This window comes from Paenibacillus sp. IHBB 3054, from assembly GCF_051594305.1.
Lineage (GTDB): Bacteria > Bacillota > Bacilli > Paenibacillales > Paenibacillaceae > Paenibacillus_AQ.
In genome coordinates this window covers 1-23,960 of record NZ_JBOFBG010000008.1, presented here as the reverse complement: position 1 = coordinate 23,960, position 23,960 = coordinate 1, and the positions used below count along the sequence as shown (strand labels likewise).

At 46.2% G+C, this 23,960-nt stretch carries 22 protein-coding genes, 2 pseudogenes and 1 riboswitch; of the genes and pseudogenes, 13 read left to right on the top strand and 11 right to left on the bottom strand.

Going from position 1 to position 23,960, the window contains the following annotated elements:
• Window positions 1-254 precede the first annotated feature (254 nt).
• Together tnpB and ACQ76X_RS11620 are read left to right on the top strand one after the other, a co-directional pair.
• A pseudogene (gene tnpB / locus ACQ76X_RS11625) lies at window positions 255-1,344 on the top strand (IS200/IS605 family element RNA-guided endonuclease TnpB).
• A gap of 171 nt (window positions 1,345-1,515) precedes the next feature.
• A pseudogene (locus tag ACQ76X_RS11620) lies at window positions 1,516-1,832 on the top strand (GNAT family N-acetyltransferase); the annotation flags it as partial.
• A gap of 13 nt (window positions 1,833-1,845) precedes the next feature.
• Here the strand turns inward: ACQ76X_RS11620 and ACQ76X_RS11615 are convergent.
• Both ACQ76X_RS11615 and ACQ76X_RS11610 read right to left on the bottom strand, forming a co-directional pair.
• A complete protein-coding gene (locus ACQ76X_RS11615) occupies window positions 1,846-3,447 on the bottom strand; it encodes a DUF4179 domain-containing protein (RefSeq protein WP_438493923.1) in 1,602 nt (533 codons plus the stop codon).
• On the bottom strand, window positions 3,416-3,997 hold the full coding sequence (locus ACQ76X_RS11610) for an RNA polymerase sigma factor (RefSeq protein WP_438493921.1): 582 nt from the start codon (window positions 3,995-3,997) through the stop codon (window positions 3,416-3,418). Before ACQ76X_RS11610 ends, ACQ76X_RS11615 begins: the two co-directional genes overlap by 32 nt.
• 121 nt (window positions 3,998-4,118) lie before the next feature.
• On the opposite strand from ACQ76X_RS11610, the gene ACQ76X_RS11605 reads away from it, so the two are divergent.
• From ACQ76X_RS11605 to ACQ76X_RS11590, 4 genes are all read left to right on the top strand, one after another.
• On the top strand, window positions 4,119-4,886 hold the full coding sequence (locus ACQ76X_RS11605) for a hypothetical protein (RefSeq protein WP_438493919.1): 768 nt from the start codon (window positions 4,119-4,121) through the stop codon (window positions 4,884-4,886).
• A 126-nt stretch (window positions 4,887-5,012) separates the two neighbouring features.
• A riboswitch (cyclic di-GMP riboswitch) is annotated at window positions 5,013-5,104 on the top strand.
• A gap of 50 nt (window positions 5,105-5,154) precedes the next feature.
• Entirely contained in the window at window positions 5,155-6,210 is a 1,056-nt protein-coding gene (locus ACQ76X_RS11600; protein WP_438493917.1) for a hypothetical protein, read from the top strand.
• Window positions 6,211-6,348: 138 nt separating this feature from the next.
• On the top strand, window positions 6,349-6,708 hold the full coding sequence (locus ACQ76X_RS11595; protein ID WP_038590982.1) for a hypothetical protein: 360 nt from the start codon (window positions 6,349-6,351) through the stop codon (window positions 6,706-6,708).
• A gap of 31 nt (window positions 6,709-6,739) precedes the next feature.
• A complete protein-coding gene (locus ACQ76X_RS11590) occupies window positions 6,740-7,738 on the top strand; it encodes a ketoacyl-ACP synthase III (protein ID WP_438493914.1) in 999 nt (332 codons plus the stop codon).
• Between the two features lie 339 nt (window positions 7,739-8,077).
• On the opposite strand, the gene ACQ76X_RS11585 is transcribed toward ACQ76X_RS11590, so the two are convergent.
• The 7 genes from ACQ76X_RS11585 to ACQ76X_RS11555 all read right to left on the bottom strand — a co-directional run bounded on the left by ACQ76X_RS11585 (window position 8,078) and on the right by ACQ76X_RS11555 (window position 14,039).
• A complete protein-coding gene (locus ACQ76X_RS11585) occupies window positions 8,078-8,884 on the bottom strand; it encodes an alpha/beta fold hydrolase (protein ID WP_438493912.1) in 807 nt (268 codons plus the stop codon).
• 16 nt (window positions 8,885-8,900) lie between these two features.
• Complete coding sequence (locus tag ACQ76X_RS11580) at window positions 8,901-9,446, bottom strand: PadR family transcriptional regulator (protein WP_438493910.1); 546 nt, start codon at window positions 9,444-9,446, stop codon at window positions 8,901-8,903.
• Between the two features lie 236 nt (window positions 9,447-9,682).
• On the bottom strand, window positions 9,683-10,606 hold the full coding sequence (locus tag ACQ76X_RS11575; protein WP_438493908.1) for a sensor histidine kinase: 924 nt from the start codon (window positions 10,604-10,606) through the stop codon (window positions 9,683-9,685).
• 14 nt (window positions 10,607-10,620) lie between these two features.
• Window positions 10,621-11,418: an ABC transporter permease subunit gene (locus ACQ76X_RS11570; protein ID WP_438493906.1), complete on the bottom strand. Its 798-nt coding sequence runs from the start codon at window positions 11,416-11,418 to the stop codon at window positions 10,621-10,623.
• Window positions 11,411-12,337: an ABC transporter ATP-binding protein gene (locus ACQ76X_RS11565; RefSeq protein ID WP_438493904.1), complete on the bottom strand. Its 927-nt coding sequence runs from the start codon at window positions 12,335-12,337 to the stop codon at window positions 11,411-11,413. The genes ACQ76X_RS11570 and ACQ76X_RS11565 overlap by 8 nt, the downstream gene beginning before the upstream one ends.
• A gap of 103 nt (window positions 12,338-12,440) precedes the next feature.
• Window positions 12,441-13,115 (bottom strand): response regulator transcription factor, encoded by a 675-nt coding sequence (locus ACQ76X_RS11560; RefSeq protein ID WP_438493902.1) that lies wholly within the window; start codon window positions 13,113-13,115, stop codon window positions 12,441-12,443.
• Window positions 13,116-13,151: 36 nt separating this feature from the next.
• On the bottom strand, window positions 13,152-14,039 hold the full coding sequence (locus tag ACQ76X_RS11555) for an alpha/beta fold hydrolase (RefSeq protein ID WP_438493900.1): 888 nt from the start codon (window positions 14,037-14,039) through the stop codon (window positions 13,152-13,154).
• Between the two features lie 237 nt (window positions 14,040-14,276).
• On the opposite strand from ACQ76X_RS11555, the gene ACQ76X_RS11550 reads away from it, so the two are divergent.
• Window positions 14,277-15,125 (top strand): alpha/beta fold hydrolase, encoded by an 849-nt coding sequence (locus ACQ76X_RS11550; protein WP_438493898.1) that lies wholly within the window; start codon window positions 14,277-14,279, stop codon window positions 15,123-15,125.
• Window positions 15,126-15,439: 314 nt separating this feature from the next.
• Here ACQ76X_RS11550 and ACQ76X_RS11545 read toward each other — a convergent pair whose 3' ends face one another.
• Both ACQ76X_RS11545 and ACQ76X_RS11540 read right to left on the bottom strand, forming a co-directional pair.
• Window positions 15,440-16,300, bottom strand: coding sequence for an alpha/beta fold hydrolase (locus tag ACQ76X_RS11545; protein ID WP_438493896.1), 861 nt, complete (start codon window positions 16,298-16,300; stop codon window positions 15,440-15,442).
• An 89-nt stretch (window positions 16,301-16,389) separates the two neighbouring features.
• Window positions 16,390-17,358: a phosphotransferase gene (locus ACQ76X_RS11540; RefSeq protein ID WP_438494168.1), complete on the bottom strand. Its 969-nt coding sequence runs from the start codon at window positions 17,356-17,358 to the stop codon at window positions 16,390-16,392.
• 213 nt (window positions 17,359-17,571) lie between these two features.
• Here ACQ76X_RS11540 and ACQ76X_RS11535 point away from each other — a divergent pair, with 213 nt between their 5' ends.
• From ACQ76X_RS11535 to ACQ76X_RS11510, 6 genes are all read left to right on the top strand, one after another.
• The gene (locus ACQ76X_RS11535; RefSeq protein ID WP_438493894.1) at window positions 17,572-17,934 is read left to right on the top strand and encodes a BlaI/MecI/CopY family transcriptional regulator; all 363 of its coding nucleotides are present in this window, start codon (window positions 17,572-17,574) and stop codon (window positions 17,932-17,934) included.
• Between the two features lie 2 nt (window positions 17,935-17,936).
• A complete protein-coding gene (locus ACQ76X_RS11530; protein ID WP_438493892.1) occupies window positions 17,937-20,000 on the top strand; it encodes a M56 family metallopeptidase in 2,064 nt (687 codons plus the stop codon).
• 182 nt (window positions 20,001-20,182) lie between these two features.
• Window positions 20,183-20,986 carry a MerR family transcriptional regulator gene (locus ACQ76X_RS11525; RefSeq protein ID WP_438493891.1) on the top strand — a complete coding sequence of 268 codons (804 nt, stop codon included), beginning with the start codon at window positions 20,183-20,185 and terminating at the stop codon, window positions 20,984-20,986.
• Window positions 20,961-21,605 carry a GNAT family N-acetyltransferase gene (locus ACQ76X_RS11520; RefSeq protein WP_438493889.1) on the top strand — a complete coding sequence of 215 codons (645 nt, stop codon included), beginning with the start codon at window positions 20,961-20,963 and terminating at the stop codon, window positions 21,603-21,605. Before ACQ76X_RS11525 ends, ACQ76X_RS11520 begins: the two co-directional genes overlap by 26 nt.
• Window positions 21,606-21,612: 7 nt before the next feature.
• Complete coding sequence (locus tag ACQ76X_RS11515) at window positions 21,613-22,626, top strand: alpha/beta hydrolase family protein (RefSeq protein ID WP_438493887.1); 1,014 nt, start codon at window positions 21,613-21,615, stop codon at window positions 22,624-22,626.
• A gap of 125 nt (window positions 22,627-22,751) precedes the next feature.
• Window positions 22,752-23,819 carry a GNAT family N-acetyltransferase gene (locus ACQ76X_RS11510; protein WP_438493885.1) on the top strand — a complete coding sequence of 356 codons (1,068 nt, stop codon included), beginning with the start codon at window positions 22,752-22,754 and terminating at the stop codon, window positions 23,817-23,819.
• Window positions 23,820-23,960: the final 141 nt, after the last annotated feature.

The window sequence follows — 23,960 nt, the reverse complement described above, 5'->3', positions numbered from 1 at the left end:
CACATATGTCTACTTACTCTTCTTCTGCGTTGTTGATGATATATATGTATATTATTACCTGATCCCTGGAGATCGGTCAATCCTTTATTAGATTGGGGCCGGAAAAAGCAACAAGTGTGATAAGTTATTTATCAAAGAAAGCCGAGAACACCCCACCTTCTATAGGTTGGGGATGAATCGGTGTTTTTTGCAAAGAAAACGAACGCATGTGCTATAATATCCCTATATACTTCATCGAAAGAGGTTGTGTTGGCATGCTCATTCATAAAGCCTATAAGTATCGTATCTTTCCTACAAATGAACAACAGCAACTCATTCATCAGATGTTCGGGTGTTGCCGTTTTGTGTTCAATCATTTTTTAGGCTTATGGAATGATACCTATAAGGCGAAAGGCAAAGGCTTATCCTACAATCGTTGTGCCACACAACTTCCTGCACTCAAACAACAGTTCGAATGGTTGAAAACCGTGGATAGTATTGCTTTGCAATCATCGGTTCGTAACGTAGCAGATAGTTTTGATCGGTTCTTCAAAAAACAGAATCAAGCTCCACGTTTCAAAAGCCGTAAACATCCTGTTCAAAGCTACACAACGAAGTATACCAACGGCAACATTGCTGTGGAAGAACGTCAACTCAAGCTTCCCAAGCTGGGATGGATGCCCTTTGCCAATTCCAGAGCCTTAGAGGGACGCATCCTGTCTGCAACCGTTCGCCGTAATGCGTCTGGGAAATATTTCGTATCCATCGTCTGTGAAGTTGACGTTAAGCCCCTGCCTCAAGCCAGCAAAGAGATTGGTGTTGACCTTGGGCTTAAAGAGTTTGCCGTCTGCTCCGATGGATTTCGGGTTCAAAATCCCAAGTGGTATCGCCATTTCGAAAAGAAGTTAGCCTTATTGGCAACGCCGTATGGCTCGCCGTAGCAAAGTCGGCTCTAATTGGCACAAAGCCAAGCAAAAGGTCGCTTCCATTCATGAGAAGATCGCCAATTGCCGCCATGATTTTCTGCATCAGCTCACAATCAAACTGATTCGCGAAAACCAAACGATCAGTATAGAAAACCTTCGCGTGGCGAATATGCTCAAAAATCACAAACTGGCAAAGTCTATCGCCGATGCGTCCTGGAGTGAGTTCGAACGTCAAATCTCCTACAAGGCGAAATGGTACGGACGCACGGTTAAGATCGCGGATACCTTTGCCCCCACCAGCCAAACCTGTTCTGTATGTGGCTTCATCAACCCCGAAGTGAAGAACCTTTCAGTGCGGCAATGGGTCTGCCCAGGTTGTGATACAACGCATGATCGTGATGAAAATGCCGCACAGAATATCATAATGATGGCGGTTTAACCGTCTTGCAAAGAACTGTGGGAACCACAGGGATCGCTTGGTGTACGATTTTTCACATTTGAGAAAATCGATACATTTTGCTTCAAGGAAGCAATGACCCAAGAATCCCCCACCTCTACAGGTGGCGGGAGTGTTCAAAGACAATAAATGAAGAGGGATGCAATTACATAAATATTCAGCTGTAATGATAATGACAAATTGCTTGGTATTATCGAGGCATTTGATTTTAATCAGAAAGTAAATATGGTATCGGTCGGCTATTTTTTGGAGCAAGCCCATTGGGGTGGGGTGGAATTCAAGCTGAAGTAATACCCCCCAATAGGGCTTCCAAAAAGGTGCTGCTGAAAAACGGCTTCATGAAAGAAGGGACTTTGAGACAAGCCAGTGTATGGTCAGGCAAAGGAATCGTCGATCTTGAAGTGTACAGCATCCTGAAAGATGACTACATCAAATGGCATATCGGATCAGAAGTTCCAGATCCACAATAGAATAGAAGCAAACTCAAGGTTTTTTCACTTCGATTTTTGGCAGATCAAAGCTCCAGTTCACATCGGTAAATCTTTTATCCGTTATGACCCGGCGGAGCGTCAGCTCCTCGGGCAGTTCAGTCATGCCTTTGGCAATGAGAAAGGCTTCATTCGCATGATTGTCCGTCTCTCCAAATGTGATTGTCTCACCGTCGCTATAAGAACCTCTAAAAATAACCTTGTATTCCTTTCCTAGTCCATCGCGGGCGACCCATTTGTTATAGGCAAATCTGTTGATAAATTCGCCGCTGACCGACATCCAGCCGGATATTCCCGGTTCATCTGTGATTTCCTTGATCTCCATCTTGTTCACCTTCAGCACATCACCTTGAGCACTAAATACTGCGGGTTTCTCATTAAGCTCATGAGGATGGAACGTCATTGAATCGTTAGATTTGACGGGACTATTGTAACCATCCAGGATGAACCGTACTTGCCGGCTGTCATATGGAAGGCTCTTGAAATAGTAGGTCCAGTGCTGCTTGCCGGCTTGTTCTGTTGATCTGACAGTGTAGCCGAAGGAAGTGTCGATAATACCTCCGGAGATGTAACTGTTGATTCTTGAAAGTTCTTCACCTTTCTCATCCTCAAAATGGAACATGACCCCAAAATCGTGGCTAAAATTAGTGGAATTGGCAGAAATAAGGCTGGCTGCCTCTCCAGTAAGCGAGGTGTTGAATTTCAGTGTGGCACCTGCAGGTGTATGCATCACTTGATCCATCTCCAGCTTCATCCCATCCGGAGTAGTATAGACATGGTCCTTCAAATCTGTGGTTACTGTTAATGCCTGCGCTGCGGTCATATCCGCTTCATAGCTGAAGCTCCAGTCTCCGGCGACTACCTTTTCTGTTTTGCTGTTTGAAGCCAGTTCATGAATATTGCCTTGAATAACTACGGTGCTTCCTGGGCCTTCATCAGGGAATACGTAAGTCAACAGCAGAGAGGCTTGACCAGAGTTTCCATAAATGTCACTGGCCAAGGGCATGATCTCTTTCAGTTCTCCGATGTTGTGTCCTTGTTCATCATGGATTTCCAATTGGCTGGTATTAAATTTGGACATTGCGTCGTTGGCAGCATGTCCGGTTTTATCCGTAATGCTAATGTTAAGCACCAAACGGGTAGGATCAGCCACTACGTCCTGCAGGACAAAGGTATAGCCTTTATCGGTTTTCTCTATGCCAGGGTGCTGCACCACTCCGAGTATTTTGGCGTCCAGCAGACCAAGCTCTGCCCACTGGTTGGCAAGGAGGAACGGTTTCTGTGGAGGGTTGGACAGCGTCTCTGACACTGTACCTGATTTGCCTATAAAGAACAGTAATGAAGCAATTCCTATCACTGCAGCAACAGTGCTGCCCCACTTTAAGCCTCTTTTTATGGTGCGGCCCTTTTGCATTCCGGATATCTCGGATAATTTTTGCCCGGAGGCGGGCAGTATCTCAGTATTGCGAACTTGTTCCATAACGCGCTCTGTGAAATCATCAGCCAGATTAGAACTTGTATACAATTGTGAATCCGTCAGTAGATCGTTATCAGTGCCGGACAAGTCATTGTGATTGGTGTAAGCCCATTTTTTCATTGGAACCCTCCCTGGATTTCGACCATTGTTTCTTCAGCTTTTGACGGGCGCGGTGGAGACAATTTTTGACCTGGTGCATAGGCATTCCCGTTATCGCTGAGATTTCCTCATAGGATAATTCTTTGGTATAGCGAAGCAGCAGTACAATCCGGTATCGCTCTGGAAGCTTGGACAATTTCCGGTGCATTTCAAGCTCGTCTTCCTTACGCATATACTGCTCTTCAGGGGTTGGCCCGCGGTCCTTCTCCTCCAGTAAGTTACTGCTTGTTAGGCCTGGGGATTTCCGCCTTTTCAGTGACCTGAAGTGGTTGATCGCAATGGCGTACAGCCAAGCGGCAAAGCTTGATTGGCCATGATGCTCGCGGAGTTTCTGGTATGCTTTAATAAATGTTTCCTGGGCCAAATCCTGTGCATCCTGGTGACTGGCGCCTATACCGAGCAGCAGACCATACAAGCTCGACTTGTATCTGTCTACGAGTACCGCAAAGGCCTCACGGTTGCCCTGCAGCACTTCGGCAATGATTTGTTCATCGTTTTCCTGTGCCTTCATCCAGTGCCTCCAATTGATTTATTTGTATATAAGACGCACCAGCGCCACAATATTTCTCACTTTTAATAAAAAAAGAAAGATTATGTTCAGATCATACTACACATTGCAGGGGGAAGAGAGAATGAAACAAGACGAAGCAATCCGTCTGGTAGGCTTGGCCGTAAAGGGTGATCCGGCAGTCAGGGCGGTATTTCTGAAAGGTGCACATGCCGGAGGAGAGCAGGATGCTTACTCGGATGTTGATTTGTACTGTTTGGTACACAGCGAGAGCTTGACGGATTTTTTAGCGTGCAGAATATCCTATATGGAGAGCTATAAACCGCTGATATTCTGGTCGGAAGCTAACTTCGTAGGCCCGCAAATTGTTGGCGTGTTTGAAGACGGACTGCATTTCGATCTTTATACGGTGACTGAGGAGAGTCTGAAACAAACCGAGCAAATCCTTGTCCTGCATGATCCCGAGGGATGTCTTGCCAACTACAAGGCAGAGAACTTCCCCATGTCGGATGCGGAGATTACGAGGATCCTTTCCGGTTTCACTTTCAGCCTTCTGGAATTTGAAACTGCGTATCTTCGCGGCGATTTGCTCTGGGCACATCGGCTCGGCAGTCATCTGGCGGCAGATCTAATGGCGGTTCTGCGGCATGTATTAGATCCTTCTACAGCGCAGCTCGGCATTAAGAGACTGCATCGCAAACTCAGTCCACAGCAACTGGATGAGTTAACAGGAGCGTTAAATGGTCTTGGATCGGACGCATTACCTTCAGGTGTCAAGAAGCTGGTGGACCTCGCTGCAGCGTTAATTGCAGACTTGGCCGAACGGCTGTCAGAGAACTGGAATCAGCGTTTTTTCGATTTTATGGTCAAACGGATCTACGCACTATCGTAACAAAACAGATACAGCGAACAATATTTGAATGTGAGAAAAAAGGAGGATAATGACTGCTATTGTCGAATTATAAATTTAGATAGATAATAAACACCAAAATATGTTTGTGATTCGGAAGCGCCAGCTGATGAACAAAGGCAACTCCGCCGAAAGGCGGAAGACGCAAAGCCACCGGTCTAAACCGCTCACGAAAGCGGCATGACAGCGGGGACGCTCATGTAGTTTGGTTTTTTGTTGTCTAAATACAACAAAAGGAGAATAAAAAAACATGTTTTTGAAGATTCGCCACAAAATAAGGCCAGGTTTAGCGTTTATTCTGGCTGCGGCCTTGGCTGCAGGACCCCTGATTGCTACTCCGGTCCACGCAGCTGCGAAGTACACTTTTACAGATGTCAAAACTGCATATAACATGCCGCTTGACTACAACTACAAGTTCACGGGTGACACGATCGCTTCACTGGAGAAGGATAGCAAAGGGGCTTATCAGCTGTACTTACATAACTGGAAGAAGAAGACGACGGAGAAAGTCACTTCTACTAACACGTTCAAAACGAACTTGCAGCTCCTGGGAGACAGTGTTTATTATTATGAGTCCACAATTGAAGTGACTAAACAAATTAATATCTATCCGAAGAAGCTGGTACAGTACAATTTGAAAACCAAAAAAACAAGCGAGCTTCCGCTGGAAGTGAAAAATCCGGAATTACTCGGTGTGGGTGATAAATATTATGCACACAGCAGTGGCTCATATTTTTACTTCACTAACAAAACGACGCTGGAAACTCAGACCATCAATGATCTCGGTTTTGATCAGGTCTACCAGTTTGTAGATGACAAGTTCATCTATAGCAAATGGAACACCGGCACGTTGTATCTGTATGATCTGCCAAGTTCAAAAACAATTGAGATTTACAAGCTGAAAGAAAATGAATCCTTCAACCTTGTAGCTTCGAATGGTAAAGATATTGTCTGGATGATTGACTCCAAAGAAGTGGATGCTGCCGGCAAGACCAAAAATTACTTCATCTATATGACGATGGACCGCAGTAAAGCCGGAGCCCCGGTTAAAGTATTGCTCAAACGTGAATGGGTAATTGGCGACCGGAACGATCTATTAATCGTGGGTGACAATTATGCGGTGTTCTCGGAAATGATGAACAATAAACTAGTAGCCCGCGGAGTGAACCTCCGAAACGGGGAACTCTTTTTGCTTGGGGAACGAAACCGCAGTGCGGACAATTTTGTGTATTTTAATAAAGATACTTTGATCTCACGCGACGCGAATGACTATATTGTGCTTCGTACAATAGTCAGAACACCATAAATGAATTTTCCGAAACTATCAAAAAAACAGTGCAATTTGACGATAGTAGTAAAGCGGTAAATCTTGGGTATGAACCTATTTCCAATGAATCCCGCAATCGTAAATTGAAAAAAACAACTAGAGGAGTGTCATTAAAAAATGATCGCAGAAACTAAAATGTACCCGGAATTCAACACCATCTTCATCAGCTTGCATGGATTTGCCGAATTGGCTGAAACAGTAAAAGAAGTGGAAATATTCGAAGCATCCATGCCAACTTTGCCGATCCACGAGATGTCTCTGATTATTGACTGCAATGATATGGCGCCATTCAAGCCGGAGATACTGCCGGTTCTGGAACGCTGCTATGTGCTGTATAACGGATTTAAACATGCGGTTCTGGTGAATCCGAAGAAAGTGGTAGCCAAATCTCAATTACAGAGAGTAGCTCCAAGCGCCGGATTTAAAGGACATTTTGTGGATACGGTGGAAGAGGCTTGGGCAATCGTTAAATCCTAAATCCTAAATCTAAAGCAGAGGGTGGTCAACCATGGCTAATGTCAAAATAGTAAGCACCGAAGTGCACCATCCTGCCTATAAGATCAGCAATGAAGAATTGGCTCAGCAGGCCGGATCCTCAGCAGACAAGCTTATCGGCATTTGGGAGTTCTTTGGCCGTAAGGATCGTTATTACGCGGCGGACTATGAAGAGAGCACGCTTTATATGGCTATTGAAGCATCCAAAAAGCTATTGAAAAACTGTGGTCTCAGCGGAAGCGATTTGGATATGATCGTATTCTCCTCAGGAACACATGATTTCAGCGCTCCGACAGATGCTGCATTTGTGCATCAGGCGCTGGAGGGTAAAGATTCCTGCATTATCTATGACAGCAATGCCAACTGTGTAGGTATGGTTGTCGCTGCTGACCAAGCAGCCCGATCCATGATATCCACTCCCAGAGTGAGATACGCACTCATTGTAGGGTCGGAGCAGATTGCCCGTTTCTACAAAGAAGGGGACCTGGCGTCCAAGGGACTTTGCGGAGATGCGGCCTGTGCGGTTCTGTTGGAGAGAGTGGAGGACACGGATTCCGGCCTGATAGATTCGGCTTACTACACCAATACGCAGAAGGCGGAGGATATGCAGTTCCCTGCCGGAGGCATGACACAAATGTACGGAGAACATCTGTCGCTTGAAGAGAAGAAAATCTATCTTCATCCGGAGTATAACGTCAATGTAGCTTTTCCGACAGCAGTATCCAATATTGAACAGCTGCTTCAGGAACATGGCTATACTAAAAGTGATGTGAAGCACTATATCCTTAGTCAGTTAAACTTGAGCGTCATTAAAGATATCGCGGGCAAGCTGGACGAGGAACTCGTTAAATTCCCTTACATTGGGGATATTTATGGCTACACAGGCACAAGCAGTCCGTTTATCACCCTTCACCATGCGATTAAGGATGGGACGCTGGTACCCGGCGACTTGTTCTTTATGTGGTCGGTAGGCGCGGGTATTACGAGTTGTGCTACCTTGTGGAGACTCTAGCATCACTACTGCGCAGTAATGGAACGCGATAGAAAAACAACGAAAGCCTGCGCCTTGCCGCAGGCTTTTTTGTGTGTTTTCGCCGGGGCGAGCCATCTATATAGATTGAACTTGAGAATTATGTTTAGGGTAAAGTGGCGGAGGGGAATTTTGGAACTGGAGGAGCGATAGCGTCCGCCTGAAAGCTTTCCGCAGGAAAGCTCTCTTCGGAAGCGTGGGCAAGGTTTGGATTTCTACCGCGATTCGCGGTTAAATTCAGGAAATCCAAACCTAACAGCGGCCGGAAGTCCAAATATTCTCTGTAGTCACGGCCAACCCCAAAATAGAAGAATTATAAGTTCAATTTATATGGTCTTTATTTAAGAATTCAATAATCAACTCTATAAATTCAGCAGGCTGTTCAAGATGTGGATAATGGCCGCATTGACGCAGCTGGACGAATTCTGAAGCTGGAATATTCTTATGTACGTATCTGCAGATCTGCTTGTTGAAGGGTAAATCCAGCCCGGCTTCCATAACAAGTGTTGGATGACTGATTTCATTTAAGCGACTGTAGGCCTTAGGCATTAAAGGACGATGAAAATTAGGCTTGCCTTGATAAAAGACTTCATTACTGACATAAAGCTCTTTGAACTGGGCACGAAGCGTCTGATCTTGTGGAACTATGTAGTGCCAGAAGCGGTTCTTCATAAAATGCTCCGCAGCCTTACCGATTCCAACCCGGCGGACTCTCAGAAAATCCTTCATGCCTTCCCAGGACAGCCGCAAGGGATACTTGGCACCGTTAACGGAAGGGGCAACAAGGATTAGCTTGCTGACACGATCCGGATAGGCCAGAGCGAAGTCAATCGCAGCACTCCCTCCAAAAGAAGAGGCGACAAGACTGGCACGGGTAATCCCAAGATGATCCAGAACGGATTTCAGATCCTGATAATAGGAGAAGGGAGTGGTGATAGCATCGCTTTGTCCATATCCTCTCTGATCATACCGGATCACCTGATAAGCTTGAGCCAATCTTTCCACATGGAGATCCCACACCTTGAGGTTGGAGTAGCCGCCATGCAGCAGCACAAGCGGTTCGCCTGCTCCTTGTACTTTGATGTTAAAGTTTACACCCTGGATGTTATGCAGTTCACTCTGATTCACTTTTTTCACTCCCTCGTTAACGCTGTTGATTTAACCATTCAATTGATTCTTTGCACCACTGCAGTCTAGCTTCAGTTGACAGGATCCCATAGTTCAAGGTTAACATCCACATCGGTAAATCTTCCGGCGATTGCTTCTGTGTAATTAATGCACGCTGTTGTTCGCGGTAAACCTCCATGGCATTTGTGAGCTCACCCAGCTCATATTCGAACAAATCTTTAATGACTTCTCTATCCTGAGGGGTTGCAAAAAAAACCTTCAGCAGCAATTCATCCCGGTAGTTAAGGGCGCCAATGGGGGCGGACAGCCATTCCCGGAAATGATCCATGCCTTCAGACGTAATCTGATACTTTTTCTGGCCGCGTGTTTGATTGGGTGTGCTGGCTTCCACCGCATATCCTTGGGCAACAAGCTCCTTCAAAGCAGGATAAATCTGCCCGTAACTTTCACTCCAGAAATGATGAAGCGAGCCGCTGAAATGCTTCTTGATGTCATATCCGGAATAGACTCCTTTCGTTAAGACACCCAGAACTGCGAACATTGTATTTCCCGATTTGGCCATAACCTTGTCTCCTGACTATAATGTATCTATTAGATATGTAACTATTAGATATATCATACAGCGTTGATCTTATAATTTCAACCCTTGCAAATCATCTCATCGGCACAAAAAAACAGAGCAGCGGAGGTTGTGCCTGCCGTGCTCTGTTGTGCTATTTAATGAATTTAGCTTCTAAGACCTGCCGCTGCATTTGTTATTCCGTCAATTGGGCGGCGATGATTTTACCCAGAGCTTACTCAGCGGCTATCATTTCCAATGGAGGTGGATTCATATAGAGGCAGCTCGACTCTTATCTCTAACACCCCATCCTGAATGGAGGCACTGGTGCTGCCGCCCGATTGTTCCGCGAGCAGCCGGACAATGGACAAGCCCAGTCCTGTAGTTGCGCCTCTTGCTTGATCTGCGGTATAGAAACGTTCAAATATACGCTGTATATCAATAGCAGTAGCATCCTTCACTGGATTTCTGAAGACGATAGCCGCTTGTTGACCAGTGAGTATCTGCACTTCCACTGCTCCGTCCGAGTGGGTGACACAGTTGCGGATCAGGTTCTGGACCATCCGAACGACCATTTTCTTATCAGCAAAAGCAAACACTGGCGCAGCATCTACAAGATGCACCGCCAGATGTCTTTGCTCAAATTCAGTGATGGATTCCGCCAGGCATTCTGTCACGAGGTTTCTCAGATGGATGCGCTCCTTGTCAGGCACCGGCTCTGCATTTTCCAAATAGGCATATTCGAAAAACTGTTCAATTAACGCTCCCAGCTTGTCGGCATGTTTCTGAGCTGTTTGAAGTTTGCGCTGCTGATCCTCAGACAATTTGCCCGTTTCCAATAGCTGCTGATAGCCTTTAATCGCGGTAAGCGGTGTGCGCAGATCATGCGAGAGATTCGCAATCAGCTCCTTGAATCTTTTTTCTTCCAGGATGCTGTCCAGACGCAGGTTCTCTTCAACCTTTAAGGATTTGTTGATATTAGCCGTTAAGCGGTTCAACTCGGGGTTGATGAGCTCCAGACTGAGCGGCTGACGTGATTGTATGCCCAGCCGCTTGTCCAGCTGCCGGTTGATGCTGCGCAATTGCAGCTGAAGAACAACAATATACAGGATGAGCATAACTACACAACACCCCAGGAAACCTGCTGCAATTGCCAACATCATCACCAGCCTTTCTGCTATTTCATTTCCGATCTTCTGAATACGCTATAGGAGACAGCTAGCATCAGGGCGATAAATGCCAGGCTGACTGCTGTGGCCTTGAACAGTTCCCCGGCACTTGCATCCAGAGTCACCACCGTATAACCAGAGGCGAAAGGAGTATAGGAGAACAATTTTGCCACAGACGGAAGATTGTTCCCCAGACCCAGGGACTGATCCAGAAGCATAGTACCGCCAAACCCGATGCCTACAACAAGTGAAGACTTCTTCAGTACAAAGGAAGACAGGATGCAAATACTCAGCCGCGCAGCATAAACCGTCAACAGGGTCAGCATGACCGCGATCAGCTTCAGCAGGGACTCAGCATCAAAGGGGATGCCGGACTTGTTATCCAATATTTGCAAAAACACCGAAGCGGCATAAGGTGTACTAAACTTTTCACCTGTACTGAAAGCAATGCTGGTGATCACAATGTAGGGAAGCAGCAGAACGGCAGTAGCTATGAAATACACAATTGCCTTGCTGAGCATAACCTTAAACCGGCTATGGCCGCATGAAATGGCATCTTGTATGGTTCTATGCTCGAAATCTCCGCAGATGAAGCTGCCTGCAAGGAACGAGCCTAGAAGGGTCAGAATGAACAGATCGGATAAGCTGAAGGTGAGTGAACCCAGCTCCGCAGCCATCTGGCCTTGCCCAATCCAATAGGAAATCAGATTCATTCCTAAAGCGCTTATAAATGACAACAAGCATGAAAGGACAAACGCCTTGGATTTGCGCACCTTGTACCAATCGGCGCGGATCAGATTAGGCATTCCGGTCACCCCCAATAACCGAAATGAAATAATCCTCAAGGGTATCTCCCTCGATACTCAGGCTAGTAACCACGATCCTATTGTCAAAGAGAGTGCGTGCCACCCGTTCCTTTTCATTTAAATAATCGTACAGCTTGACCGTCTGATCCGGCATAACCTTGTAGTTACCGGTGTGCAGCTGCATTTCCAGAATACTGACCAGCTTCTCCGGCTGATCACAGCTGATCCGCAGATGATGCTTACAACTTTCCTCAAGCTCTGCGAGGGTGATGGATTGTTTGAGTTCACCTTGATGGATAATAAAATAGTCGGTCGCCACTTGATACAGCTCCGGCAGATTATGGCTGGAGATGAGGATAGTCATTTGCCGTTCCTCGCACAGCTTGATCAGCAGCTTGCGTACCTCAACCACTCCCAAAGGATCAAGCCCGTTAATCGGCTCATCGAGGATCAGCAGCTCGGGGTCGCCGAGCAGAGCGATGGCAATCCCGAGCCGCTGCTTCATGCCGAGCGAGAAGTTTTTGGACTTTTTCTTTCCTGTACCGCTAAGGCCAACCAATGCCAGCAGCTCATCTTCCAGGGTCTCACTGGGGATACCGCGCATGATCCTATGAAAGGTGAGGTTTTGCTTTGCCGTCATATGCGGGGTTAGCGCAGGATGCTCAATCATACAGCCCAGTCTTTTCCGTTCCGCCTGCAGCGCCGTTTCGCCGTTTTGACCAAATAGCTCAATACTTCCGGAGGAAGGGAAAGCGAGTCCGGCCACAATACGCATTAATGTAGATTTGCCGGCACCGTTTTGCCCGATTAAACCGTAAATCCGGCCGGCTTCCATTGTTAGGGACAGATCCTTAAGCGCATTTGCACCTTTGTAGTTTTTTGTCAAACCTTTTGTTCGCAGCACATATTTGTTCATCATGCCCACCAATCCTTTCTGGCTATAGTGTAAAGGCGGTAGGTTCAGAAAAGGTTAAGCGGATAAAAACAGTCGAAAAACTGCCGGAAACTACCGGGAACAGCTTTTACTCCTTGTACAGGCGGTAGCCGAGGCCCCATACCGTTTCTATGTATTCTATAGCCGGATTTGCTTTTTTTAGCTTGCTGCGCAGATTGCTGACATGAGTTTTGACCGTCTGCTCATCCCCTGCATCATCATCCGGCCAGAGCGTTTCGTACAGATTCGCCTTGGTGAACACCTTGCCGTGATGCTTCAGCAGCAGCTCCAGGATCATATATTCTTTGGCAGTCAGATCTATTTCGCTGTCATTTACCGTTACGCGTTTAGTCTGGTCGTCCAGCGACAGATCTTTATACCGGAACTGATTTTTTTGCTGTTGCTGTGAACGCCGCAGATTCGATTCTACCCGTGCCACAACTTCGCCTAAGTCAAAGGGTTTAGTAATATAGTCATCCGCCCCCAGCTTTAGCAGGTCGATCTTCGTACCCACCTTATCCTTGGCGGAAATTATGATCACGGGTGTTTCCGAAATACCACGGATTTCTTTAAGGAGCTCATCCCCACTTAGGAATGGAAGCATAATGTCCAGCAAAATCAAATCATAACGAGTATTCCTGATTTCTGTTAATCCGTCAGCGCCGGTAAAAAGTGATTTCACTTGATATCCCGCACCCTTTAATGCTTCGGCCAGCATTAGATTGATATCCTCATGATCTTCAATAATCAGAATAGTCCCCACAGCCCTGAGTTCCTTTCTTGGTATGAATAGAATGTTTTATTGATGTTCGTGTACTTCTTTAAATAACTGATCAATTTCCTTACATACATTACACATGATTTCTGCTGTGGGCAAATGTTTCCCCTTGATGATCATCTCCTTGATATCGCAGCCTCCAAGGACTGTCCGGGCTTTTGGGAAGACCTTGTGGGGAGGGAAAAAAATATCATCTGCTGCACAAATAATTAGTAATGGCGAAGAGTAACCATTCAGTTCTTTTCGTTTGAACTCTCTCGGAGCACGCATTTCCATCTTGTAGCAGGCCAAGAGCAGATTAAAGAATTGGTACCATAGCACATCCTTTTCCGTCAGCATCGGATCGAAGATCTTAACCAGCCGCTCTTGCGAAGGATGAAGCATATACGTCATCATAGGAATCATCATTTTTGTAAAGATGGGCAGGAGTGAACCATGAGCAATACCGGAAGGAGCGAGCAGCACAGCCTTGGTTATTTTACCAGGATCAACTTTGGCCAGTGATAACATCATAGCCGAGCTGTATGAACTGACAACGAACATCATACTGTTAAATCTTAAGGCTTCCAGCAGCTCACTGATCCACCAACCGTAATCATCTTTCGAGGGGGATAGGTTTCGATAAGGGGTGCTTTTTCCGGGCATGCCAATTACATCCGGTGCATAAATGCAATAGTTATCAAGCAGTGGCAAAAAAAGCTTTAGATTCAACGGGTTAATACCGTTTCCACCGTGCAGGGTAAATAAAGGCGGCTTTAACTTATCTCCAACGATAAGCAAATGTGTGCTTCCATAACTGGTGTTAATGATCTGCTCTTCGTACATCACATCTAGAGCAGCAAGTGCTTTATCGTAAAAATCATGCATTTTGGCTTCACTTTCTTTGTTCTTATAGATGTACTTTACCATCACTTTCCCCCCTGTGATCAATCCGCATCCTCATTCATTTCATCTTAATCCGGAAAGTTCTCAGCTTCCATAATATTAAACACTTAATTCCTCCCATCTGTAAACAACAGGAGAATGATATAATCGTTTGGAAAAGGGGGGAGCAGAGTGCTGGAACGCTCAATGGAAAATATCATGGGTTCAGGAAGGGAAAGGAGGGATGCGCAAAAAAACAAATGAAATGAGGATGATTTTGAGATGAACAGAGGACAAGTGATAAGCAATGACGGTGTTAAACTGAATTATATTGTACAAGGAACCGGGCAAAAAATATTGGTTATAGGCAGCAGCGTCTATTATCCGCAACTCTTCTCGGCAGATTTATTTACGCAATTTCAGTTTATATTCCTTGATCATAGAGGTTTTGCCAGTCCGTCTGCAGCCTTGAAGCCGGAGCAGTACCGGCTGGACCGGGTGCTGGATGACCTCGAGCTCGCAAGGCAGCAGCTTGGCCTGAGTGATATGGTCATAATGGGGCATTCGGGGCATGCTTTTATGGCGCTGGCGTATGCCAGGAAATATCCGGAGCAGGTTCACAAAGTAATTCTGCTGAATTCAGCCCCAAGCAACAGCCGGGAAAGGCAAAGTCAGAGCGCTGCATTTTTCAATGAGACTGCAAGTCTGGAGAGAAAGACGGGATTCGAACAGGATATGGCTCTGCTAGAAGGCGACATCAGGCTGGACCCGGAACGCCGCTTCGTTCACATGTGTATTCGAATGGGTGCACAGAGCTTCTACGACTATTCCTTCGATGCAGCCTATATGTGGGAACAGGTACAAACAAATATGCCGGTTATGGATTATTTGTGGGGCGAGGTATTTGCCGGGATGAATCTGCTGCAGATGCTGAAGGATGTCAGTATGCCGGTTTTTATCGGGCTGGGAAGATATGATTATCTGGTTGGGCCTGTCTCCTTGTGGGAGGCTATCGACGAGACATACCCCCATGTGAAGAAGGTAATCTTCGAGCACAGCGGACATAATCCGATGTTTGAACAACCGGAGCTGTTTAATCAAACATTAATAGAGTGGATGACACAGGAGTAAGGTTTGTTTAGCTACGCTATATGAGTTGAACTAAAGAACTACCAAGAGGCTAAAGCAACGGAGGGGAATTTTGGAACTGTAGGAGCGATAGCGACCGCCTTTGTATCCGGATTTCAACCGCAAATGGCGGTATAAATCAAGAAATCTGGGGACAACAGCGGCCGGAAGTCCAAATATTCACCGCAGTTGCGTTCTATGCCGACTCGGTAAAACTAAAGTTTAACTTATATAATCGTTTATAACTACTGAAAAAAGAGGATCAGAGAAGATCGCCGACGGCGAATTTTCCTGATCCTCCTTGCGTTTCCAGCTACTTAAAGTTGACCTAAAAATCCATCCATATAGGCATAAAACTCTTCCTTGTTGCTGAGATGCACATTATGGTCGGAATGGGACATTTCATAGGCATGACCATTCGCTAGCAGGGACTGCATTTTGTTATAATCCTCGTCCGGTAGGCCCTCACTGTTCTTAGCTCTAATCAGTAGAACGGGACACTTGATCTCCGGCAGCAGGTGATACCAATCTACATTGTAATGAATGTTGGCAGCCATCGCCTGGGGACTGAACATCATCTGGTATCCATCGACGGTTTCGATCAGACTGTTCATGAAATATTGATAGCTAAGCTCCGATTCCATGGCCTGCCGGATATAATCCATCGCTTCGTTTAGGCTGGAGAAGGGCAGCGGCCAATCCTTGGTTACAGGTTCAACACCTGGTAGCTGATCCAGTGGCAGCAGGCTTGGCGTGGCAGGCCCGGATGGGGATTTATCCAATATCGCTAAGGCTTGTATGTAATTTGGGTACATGGCTGTCAGATATCCGGCTACCCTCCCGCCCATAGAATGGCCTACCAGAATGATCGAATCGATTTTCAGATGATCCAATAGTTCAACAATGTCCCCGGCCATTTCTTCACCCGTATACTTGGATACAGGTTTGCTGCTTAGTCCGTGCCCTCTTTGATCGGGGGCGATAATTCTGTATTGTTTGCCGTAATGCTGCATGAAATCAACCCACGTTTCTGCTCTGCCCCATCTGCCGTGGAGACAAAGAATGACCGGACCTTCCGTACGTGTATCCAGATAAAACATTTCCAGACTGTTCAGCTTAGCCAGGTTTCTGTAGATTTTTGGATGCTCCAGCTTTTCCTCTAAGATTGAATCCCGCATAATTAACCTCCAAGCGAATCTAATGTATTTGGATGAATTATACCATATGAACTAAATAAAGGGAACGTATGTTTCTTTTTTTTATGCGTTTACTCCCAATAGGGTGTGCATGTGAACAGGAATTGTTCTTTGTTAACATAATGCTTAAACTCTTTGGAGGCCAGTCTTTGAATATGCTCCGGCAGCCAATCCTTGGCATCAGGCAGCCCTATCCAGAAATTCATGGTTTCAAGCTGTGCGGCTACAAAAAAACCCTCCAACAGCTCAATGTAATTAGGCGGCAGCATAAAATAACCGGAGTAGGATTTCAATAATTGTTCCCTGAATGCCGGATGAATATAGGAGAAGGTCCACCCCAGATCAAACAGGAAATACCCGAACCCACAGGCGCCAAAATCAATAGGGCGGCATTCTTGGTTATAAAAAATAAAATTGCTGGGGATCAGGTCAGCATGAATGATTCCCCAATAATTTGGCGTGGTATCGAGGGTATTCATCATGTTCATCACACGTTGGCCTGCTACTGTAAGCAGCTCAGCATTTTCTCTTTCGATTTGCCCTGCCTTGCCCCAATGGTGAAGCTTATCAAGCGCTTGCCCGATCCGCTTTCCATCATAGACCGGTCTTGCGAACTGTTCAGGTACAGTCCATGAGAAAGCCCGCTGATGCAACTTTCCTATCATTTGACCTATCCGTCCAGCGTCTTCCACAGTAGTAATGAATTGTTGTTGTTCCCCTTCCAGCCATTTAATAAGTGTACACTTCATTCCGTCTACATCCGTCACCAATTCGCCATGATGATTCCGGCAGGGTACAGGTGCAGTTAAGTCTGTCCCCGCCGACAGGGCCTCTAGCCATATCATTTCCGAGCGGAGCGTTTCCGGTGAGGTCCAATCACTGTCCATGGTTTCACTTTTTGCTGCATGAATTCGCAGGCTATAGCTGTTGTTGCGGGTATCCACAATTTTAAAAACCTGGCTTGCACTTTGTCCGATAAAATGAATAGATGCCACTTCTATGCGATACTGCTGTAAAGCTGCTTCAGCCAATGCGAGCATAGTGTTCAAAAGCTTCCCTCCAATAAAAGGTATGATAATTCCTTATTTTAACAGGGTTCTTTGCTTATTTTCCGGGAATTAACACTTATAAATAAACTGTCCCAAATATAGCGTGTGTTAAAAAGTGGAACTTCTGGTAGACAAAACGGTCTACAAGTTGTAAACTGTGACTACATTAGTCTACAGCTTGTAGACCCAAAGGAGTTCTGCAGAATGGACAAAATCAGACTGACGGAGATGGAAACTAAATTTGCGGATCTCATCTGGAGCCATGAGCCAGTCCCGTCGGGCGACCTCGTGAAGTTGTGCGAATCTGAACTGAACTGGAAAAAATCGACGACCTATACGATGCTGAAACGTCTGGAGAGCAAAGGGATTTTTAAAAACAAAGAGGGTATGGTGGCAGCGCTCATCTCCAAAGATGATTTCTATGCCCAGCAGAGCAAGCAGTTTGTAGAGGAGACCTTTCAGGGATCGTTGCCGAAGTTTCTGGCCGCATTCACAAGAAGCCGTAAACTGAGCGACACAGAGATTGACGAGTTTCTTAAAGTGATTCAGGATCATAAGGAGGAATAGCGGTGACGCTGTTTTTGCAACTTTTGAGTATGAGTCTTACCGGCAGCTATGTCATCGTGTTTGTGATTGTGGCCCGGCTGCTGCTTAGAAAAGTTCCCAAGATTTTCTCTTATGCCCTGTGGTCAGTGGTGTTGTTCCGGCTCATATGCCCGTTCTCCTTCGAAAGTGTATTCAGCCTGATTCCTGCCAAAGCGCAGGAGATTCCGCTTCAGCGGATCGCCACACAGCCGCCCGGGATTCCAAGCGGATTAGCCGGAGGCGGGCAAGCATTAAATAACCTGCTGGCTGAACCTGCCGCTACCGCTGCATCTGTGGTGGATACAAGTACTGCTGCAGATACGAATATCTGGCTGCTTGTGGGCCAATATGTATGGCTGTTTGGGATTGCGGTCCTGCTCCTCTACAGCATTAGGGCAACGGTGCGGTTAGTTCGGAGCTTGAAACCTGCACAGCAGATCAGCGGAAATATTTATGAGATGAAAGGACTTGCAACCCCATTTGTGTTCGGGGCAATCAGGCCCAAGATTTATCTTCCGGCAGAGCTTGGAGAACATGAGCGGGGGTATATTCTGAAACATGAACAGGTGCATATCAAAAGACTTGACCATCTGATCAAACCTTTAGCATTTGCTGTATTATGCATACATTGGTTTAATCCGCTGGTCTGGATAGCTTTTGTTCTGATGAGCGAGGATATGGAGCTGTCTTGTGATGAAAGTGTCATCCGGCAGTTAGGCAGCGGCATCAAAAAGGATTATTCCACTTCACTTTTAGCACTTTCGGCGGGCAGACGGTTCATAGGCGGTTCACCGCTTGCCTTTGGTGAGAATAACACGAAAGGACGCATTCTCAATATCTTGAACTACAGGAAACCCGCGTTCTGGGTAGTGATCCTTGTTATTATTGCCATTGCTGCTGTCAGTGTGGGTCTTATGAGTAATCCGAGACAAACCACATTAACTGAACGGGATTATGCCGAGCAGTTCATTAAAGAGGAAATTGCGGGTTATGCCAGCAATGAGGCGAATAAGTTCAAAATTGTGGACAGCAGCATCACGAAGTTTGAAAAGCTGGCAGAGTTTGATAATCTGATGCCTGCTTCTTTGCAAATCTGGCACCTGGAGTATCGCCTGAAGCCTGATGATCCGGCTAAAGTAAGTGGGGCATTTGATCTGAAAGACGGAATGCTTATCGAAGAGGGCAGCATGGGCGATCCGATAATGGTCTTTTCCTATGAAGAGGGGTCTCCAAATTACCTAGGCTCATTCCGGAGCGCAGAATATGATTTAAGTACAATTGCCGGCCAGGAGACCGCACTTCGCATGTTCCTCGAAGGCAAACAGATTTTGCCTCATGAGACCTATAGCGGGAAGCATATTCTGATCAAATTTCCACTGACCCTGGGGGAGACCAGCCAGCTGCTGTTATCACAGCCCTCGCAAGCAGGGGATAAAGGAATTTGGGCCGTTGAACGCTGGAAGGATACCCGTGGCAATGAGTACTACCATACTCCGCAAAGTGATCTCCCGCCCGCAGAATATTATGACCGTTTGCAGGCACAAGCTGATCAGGGGGAAGAGACCTGGCTCCTTGATCCTCAGCAGGTGGCCATTCGGTATATCAAAACGTTTATCGGGCCAACGGTTGCCAAGGATAAGCTTGAGGTGGATTATAATGCAACAGCAGCAGACTTTGCCGTCACTCCGGAAAGCACGACTTTAGGATATGTTCAGAACTTCAGCTTGGACAGTGAATCCTTTGATTTTGACAATATTGAGTGGCTGACTGAGGCAGATTCTGCACGGTTTAAGGATTTGAACATTACGGAGGAAGATTTACCGGGCGGCTTCTATATTCTTAACAAATATACGTTTACAGACCCCATGAAAGTAACTGGTGAAACGAAGTATAGCCTCCTTGACCAGGAGAACTGGGGCTCTTATAAAGACGTAACCAAGCAGGAATTTATTGAATTTCTCAATCAATACTCTGACTATTCGCCCTTATGCAAAGTTATGTACAAGGATGATTTTGTTACCGGCATTTCTGAGGTGTATCTGCCATAATCTAAACCTTTGAATATTAGATTCAAAAACAGGCCGTCTTCCAGTTTTGGGAGGGGGTCTGTTTGCTGTTGAATGTGCGTTATGCGCAGAGTTGGGTGATATCTTTGTATGTTTCGGTTGACCTTAGGTCAGACCTAAGGTTTATAGTGGAGATATCCAAAACGAGACTAAGGAGTTCGCACATGAGAGATACCCTTACGATTAGCCAATTATCACAATTAATGAATGTTTCGGTTCATCAGCTGCGTTATTTTGAAGAAAAGGGCGTGCTATACCCGGCATTTACGGAAGACAATCAATACCGGATGTATGGGATCGATGAGATTTATCAGCTATCCCATGTTTTGCTGCTGCGCAAACTGAATATTCCGGTTAGTCAGATCGAGCAATGTCTCACTTCATACTCCAGCAGTCAGTACAAGCAGGTTTTTGAACAGTCACTGACCAAAGTTCAGGAAGAAATCCACAGATTGGTTAAGCTGGAACAATTCATTCATAAGGTATTGAGTGAACAGGCGGACATGGAGGGACGTGATCAGGAAGTTGTGATGGTTTCTTTGGGTCCCCGGTATTTGAGACACTGGCTGTCTCTTGATGAGCATCAAGTGCTTACTGCCGGAACATTGTATGAACACCGCCCCGCTCCTTCGGATTTGTATGAACAGGATCTGCATTACTTAACAGGTGGCGGAGTGATCAGGATATGTTATCAGACCATGGAACCTGCCGATTACGTGCTTGAAGAAGGTGACTATCTGCTGAAGAACTTTTCTGTGCATCGAGAGGAAGAGATCGAACAAGAGGTTTTGCAGCTGGAACAATATATACAAGAACATGGGTATACTCGACAAGGTCAAATGGTGGTGATTGAAAAGTCCTATTTGTCCATGTTCAGCAACGAGCAGCTGCATTATCAAATCCAAGCCAAAGTGGGCTTATTGGAAAGGGTGACTGAAAACTATGCATCCACCCCAGTTTCAGATTGAGCCTTTTCATGAGGATGATCATGAGCAGGTGTGCGAGCTGTTGGTTGACTCTTTCCGGAGCAAATTTCAAGCCCTTGTTCATTTGAGCGATCGAGAGATGACGGAATTATTAATGAAGCTTTGGACTTTTGACAGCAGAGATGTATCCGTTAAACAATTTGTTGCCCGAAAAGACGGCAAGATCGCCGGTGTGCTCTGTTTAAAATGGAAGCCTTCAGAACCCCGGAGTAATCCGCAGAGCCAAGTGAATATAGTCCAGTTGATCAGACAGTATGGCCCCGTAAAGGTTCTGAAGCTGCTGACAGGACTGGGTGCGCTGGGCTATGCTCCGCATGAAACCGAATGCTACATTGAACATCTTGCTGTCAGTTCCAAGGAGCGGAATCAGGGGGCCGGACAACAGCTGTTGAATTATGCCAAGAACATGGCTGTACATTCCCGGTGCAAAGTGCTTTCTCTGCATGTTTCATGCAGCAATTCCCAAGCCATCCAGCTCTATCGCAAGCTGTCATTCGACATCAGGAGGACCCGTTACAATGTGCTCAGGCATCTAATCTTCCGGGAACCAGCCTGGCATCTAATGATCTGGGAAACGAGTGTAACAACATGCAGGGAGTGAACATCACGTGAAGAAAGCGATGAAAATGACATTATGGATCATGGGCAGCCTGATCGCTGCCGCTGTTCTGTTTATACTTTATCAGAATGACTACGAAATGACTGAAAAGAGCGTGCGGATTGAAACGCCGCAAGGCATCTTAACGGGAACTTTGGTGCTGCCGGAGAAGTACTCCGGAAAGGTCGGGCTTGTTGTTTTTGTCCATGGAGACGGCCCGGTTAAAGCCGATCATGAAGAAGGTTACAGGCCTTTATGGGAGGTGTTGGCAACTAACGGATATGCTTCCTTGTCTCTGAACAAGCCTGGAATCGGGGGTGCTCCGGGCAATTGGCTGGATCAGAGTATGGAGGACCGGGCACAGGAGATTCAATATGCAATAGAATGGGCACAAACGTTGTCTATGATTGATGCCGATAACATCGGTTTATGGGGGGCCAGTCAAGCTGGATGGGTCATACCCAAGGTAGTGAGAGAGAACCGCCATATTGCTTTCAGCATTCTCGTCTCACCGGCTATAAACTGGATCACTCAAGGTCAATTCAATACTAAGGAGGAAATGAAGCAGGCCGGCATAAGTGCTCAGGAAATCATTCAAAAAGAAAAATACAATCAGCAAGTGTTGAACCTGCTTAAGGCCGGGGCTTCTTACAAGGAGTATTTGAGCATAGCCGATCCTGAACATCTCATCACGGAAGAGAGATGGACCTTTATCAGCAAAAACGTCCAGTCTGACGCTACCGCAGAATTAACCTATTTTAATTCACCGGTACTGCTTGTTCTGGGGGGCAAGGATATCAACGTGGATGTGGAAGAAACAGAGCAAGTCTACCGGAAAGAGATTTCAGCCGGACTGCTGACAGTAGTCAAAATCCCGGAAGCCGACCACTCCATGATGAATGAACCGCTTGCGGATTCACAGCTGCTGACCGTGATGACAGCTCTTTTTGCACCCGGGAAATTGACCAATTCCGAGTATTTAAACTCGATCTCCGGGTTTGTCACTCAGCAGAAAGCAGATTGATAGCCTTCACCGGGGGCTGGATTAATTGGTTATAACCAAACAATCCCTTGTAAAATATGGATGGGGGTCTGAAAATGAATATTATGTAATCATTGCAGTTGACAGCAGATCTGGAGGATTAACCTATGATTGTTTTGAACAAAGAGGAATATGGTAAGGTAAGGCATCTTGTGGAAAGTCAGAACGAGTTGTCCATATTTTCGGTGCTGAACGGAGAAATGCCGGGCGAGGTAAAAGTGAATTCAGCGGAACATCCGGATGCCGTGCTTATTGAGACGAGTGAGACTATTTTGCTTGCCGGCAATGCAGGCGACACCGATTTTAATAAAGAAATTACTGAAGAGCTGGATTTTTGGGATAACGTAACCCCTGATTCGGGCGAGTGGCGAGACAAAATTCCAGCCATTCACCCCAATAGATTCATTAGAGAGTATACAAGATATAAATACAGCCTCAACAGCGGGGAGTTCATACAACCGGAGTTGTCGCTTCCTGAAGGTTATGTCATGGAGCCCGTTAACCTGAAAGACCTGAAGCAACAAAACTACGGCAATGCAGACCGGATCTTGGAGTGGGCCCAAGCCTGGGGAAGTGAAGAACGATTTGAGGAAGGTGGCTGCGGCTGTTATATCCGTAAGGAGAAACAAATTGTCAGCTGGTCCTTAAGTGACTGCTCCGCAGGAGATACCATCGCTGTAGGAATTCATACAGATGGTCCGTTTAGAAAGCTGGGATTGGCCAAAAAGGTTGTTGCCGGGGTCGTACAGCTTTGTTTTGACAAAGGGTATAGCAGGGTTGAATGGTTGTGCGTCTCATCCAATGCCGGCTCCCGGGCCATCGCGGAGGGACTTGGATTTAAGAAGGAGAACGAATACACCTCCTTTTCCTCCTACCCGCCAATTGAAAACCAGAGAGACTTAAGTGAAGACGGCTGGTATGATTGGGGGACTTATCTGGAGAGGGCGTCCAAGGAGGAGCCTAAGCTGGCTTTGGATTGTCTGTATTGTTATATCAAAGCTAACGAGGTTGAAAAGACAATGGCTTTCATTCGGGAACTCACTGCGAGTGGAGTGGAAATTACCTCACAGCGGTTGGCTGACGATATTTCCTGGTTTCAAAAAGAGGGATTGTGTTCGGCGTTCAACAGTCCGCAGTGGGCCGAGTTTACCGCAGGAATGCTGTTGAAAAAGTAAGTGTAACATACAATTGTATAGGAGGGGCTGTCCCATAAGTAGATATTCCTACTAAAGGGACAGCCCTTCTGCAATCATTGGAACAACGGTCCGTTCGCGGAGCGTCCACACCAAGTGCTCACGTCGATCCTGCTCAACAAA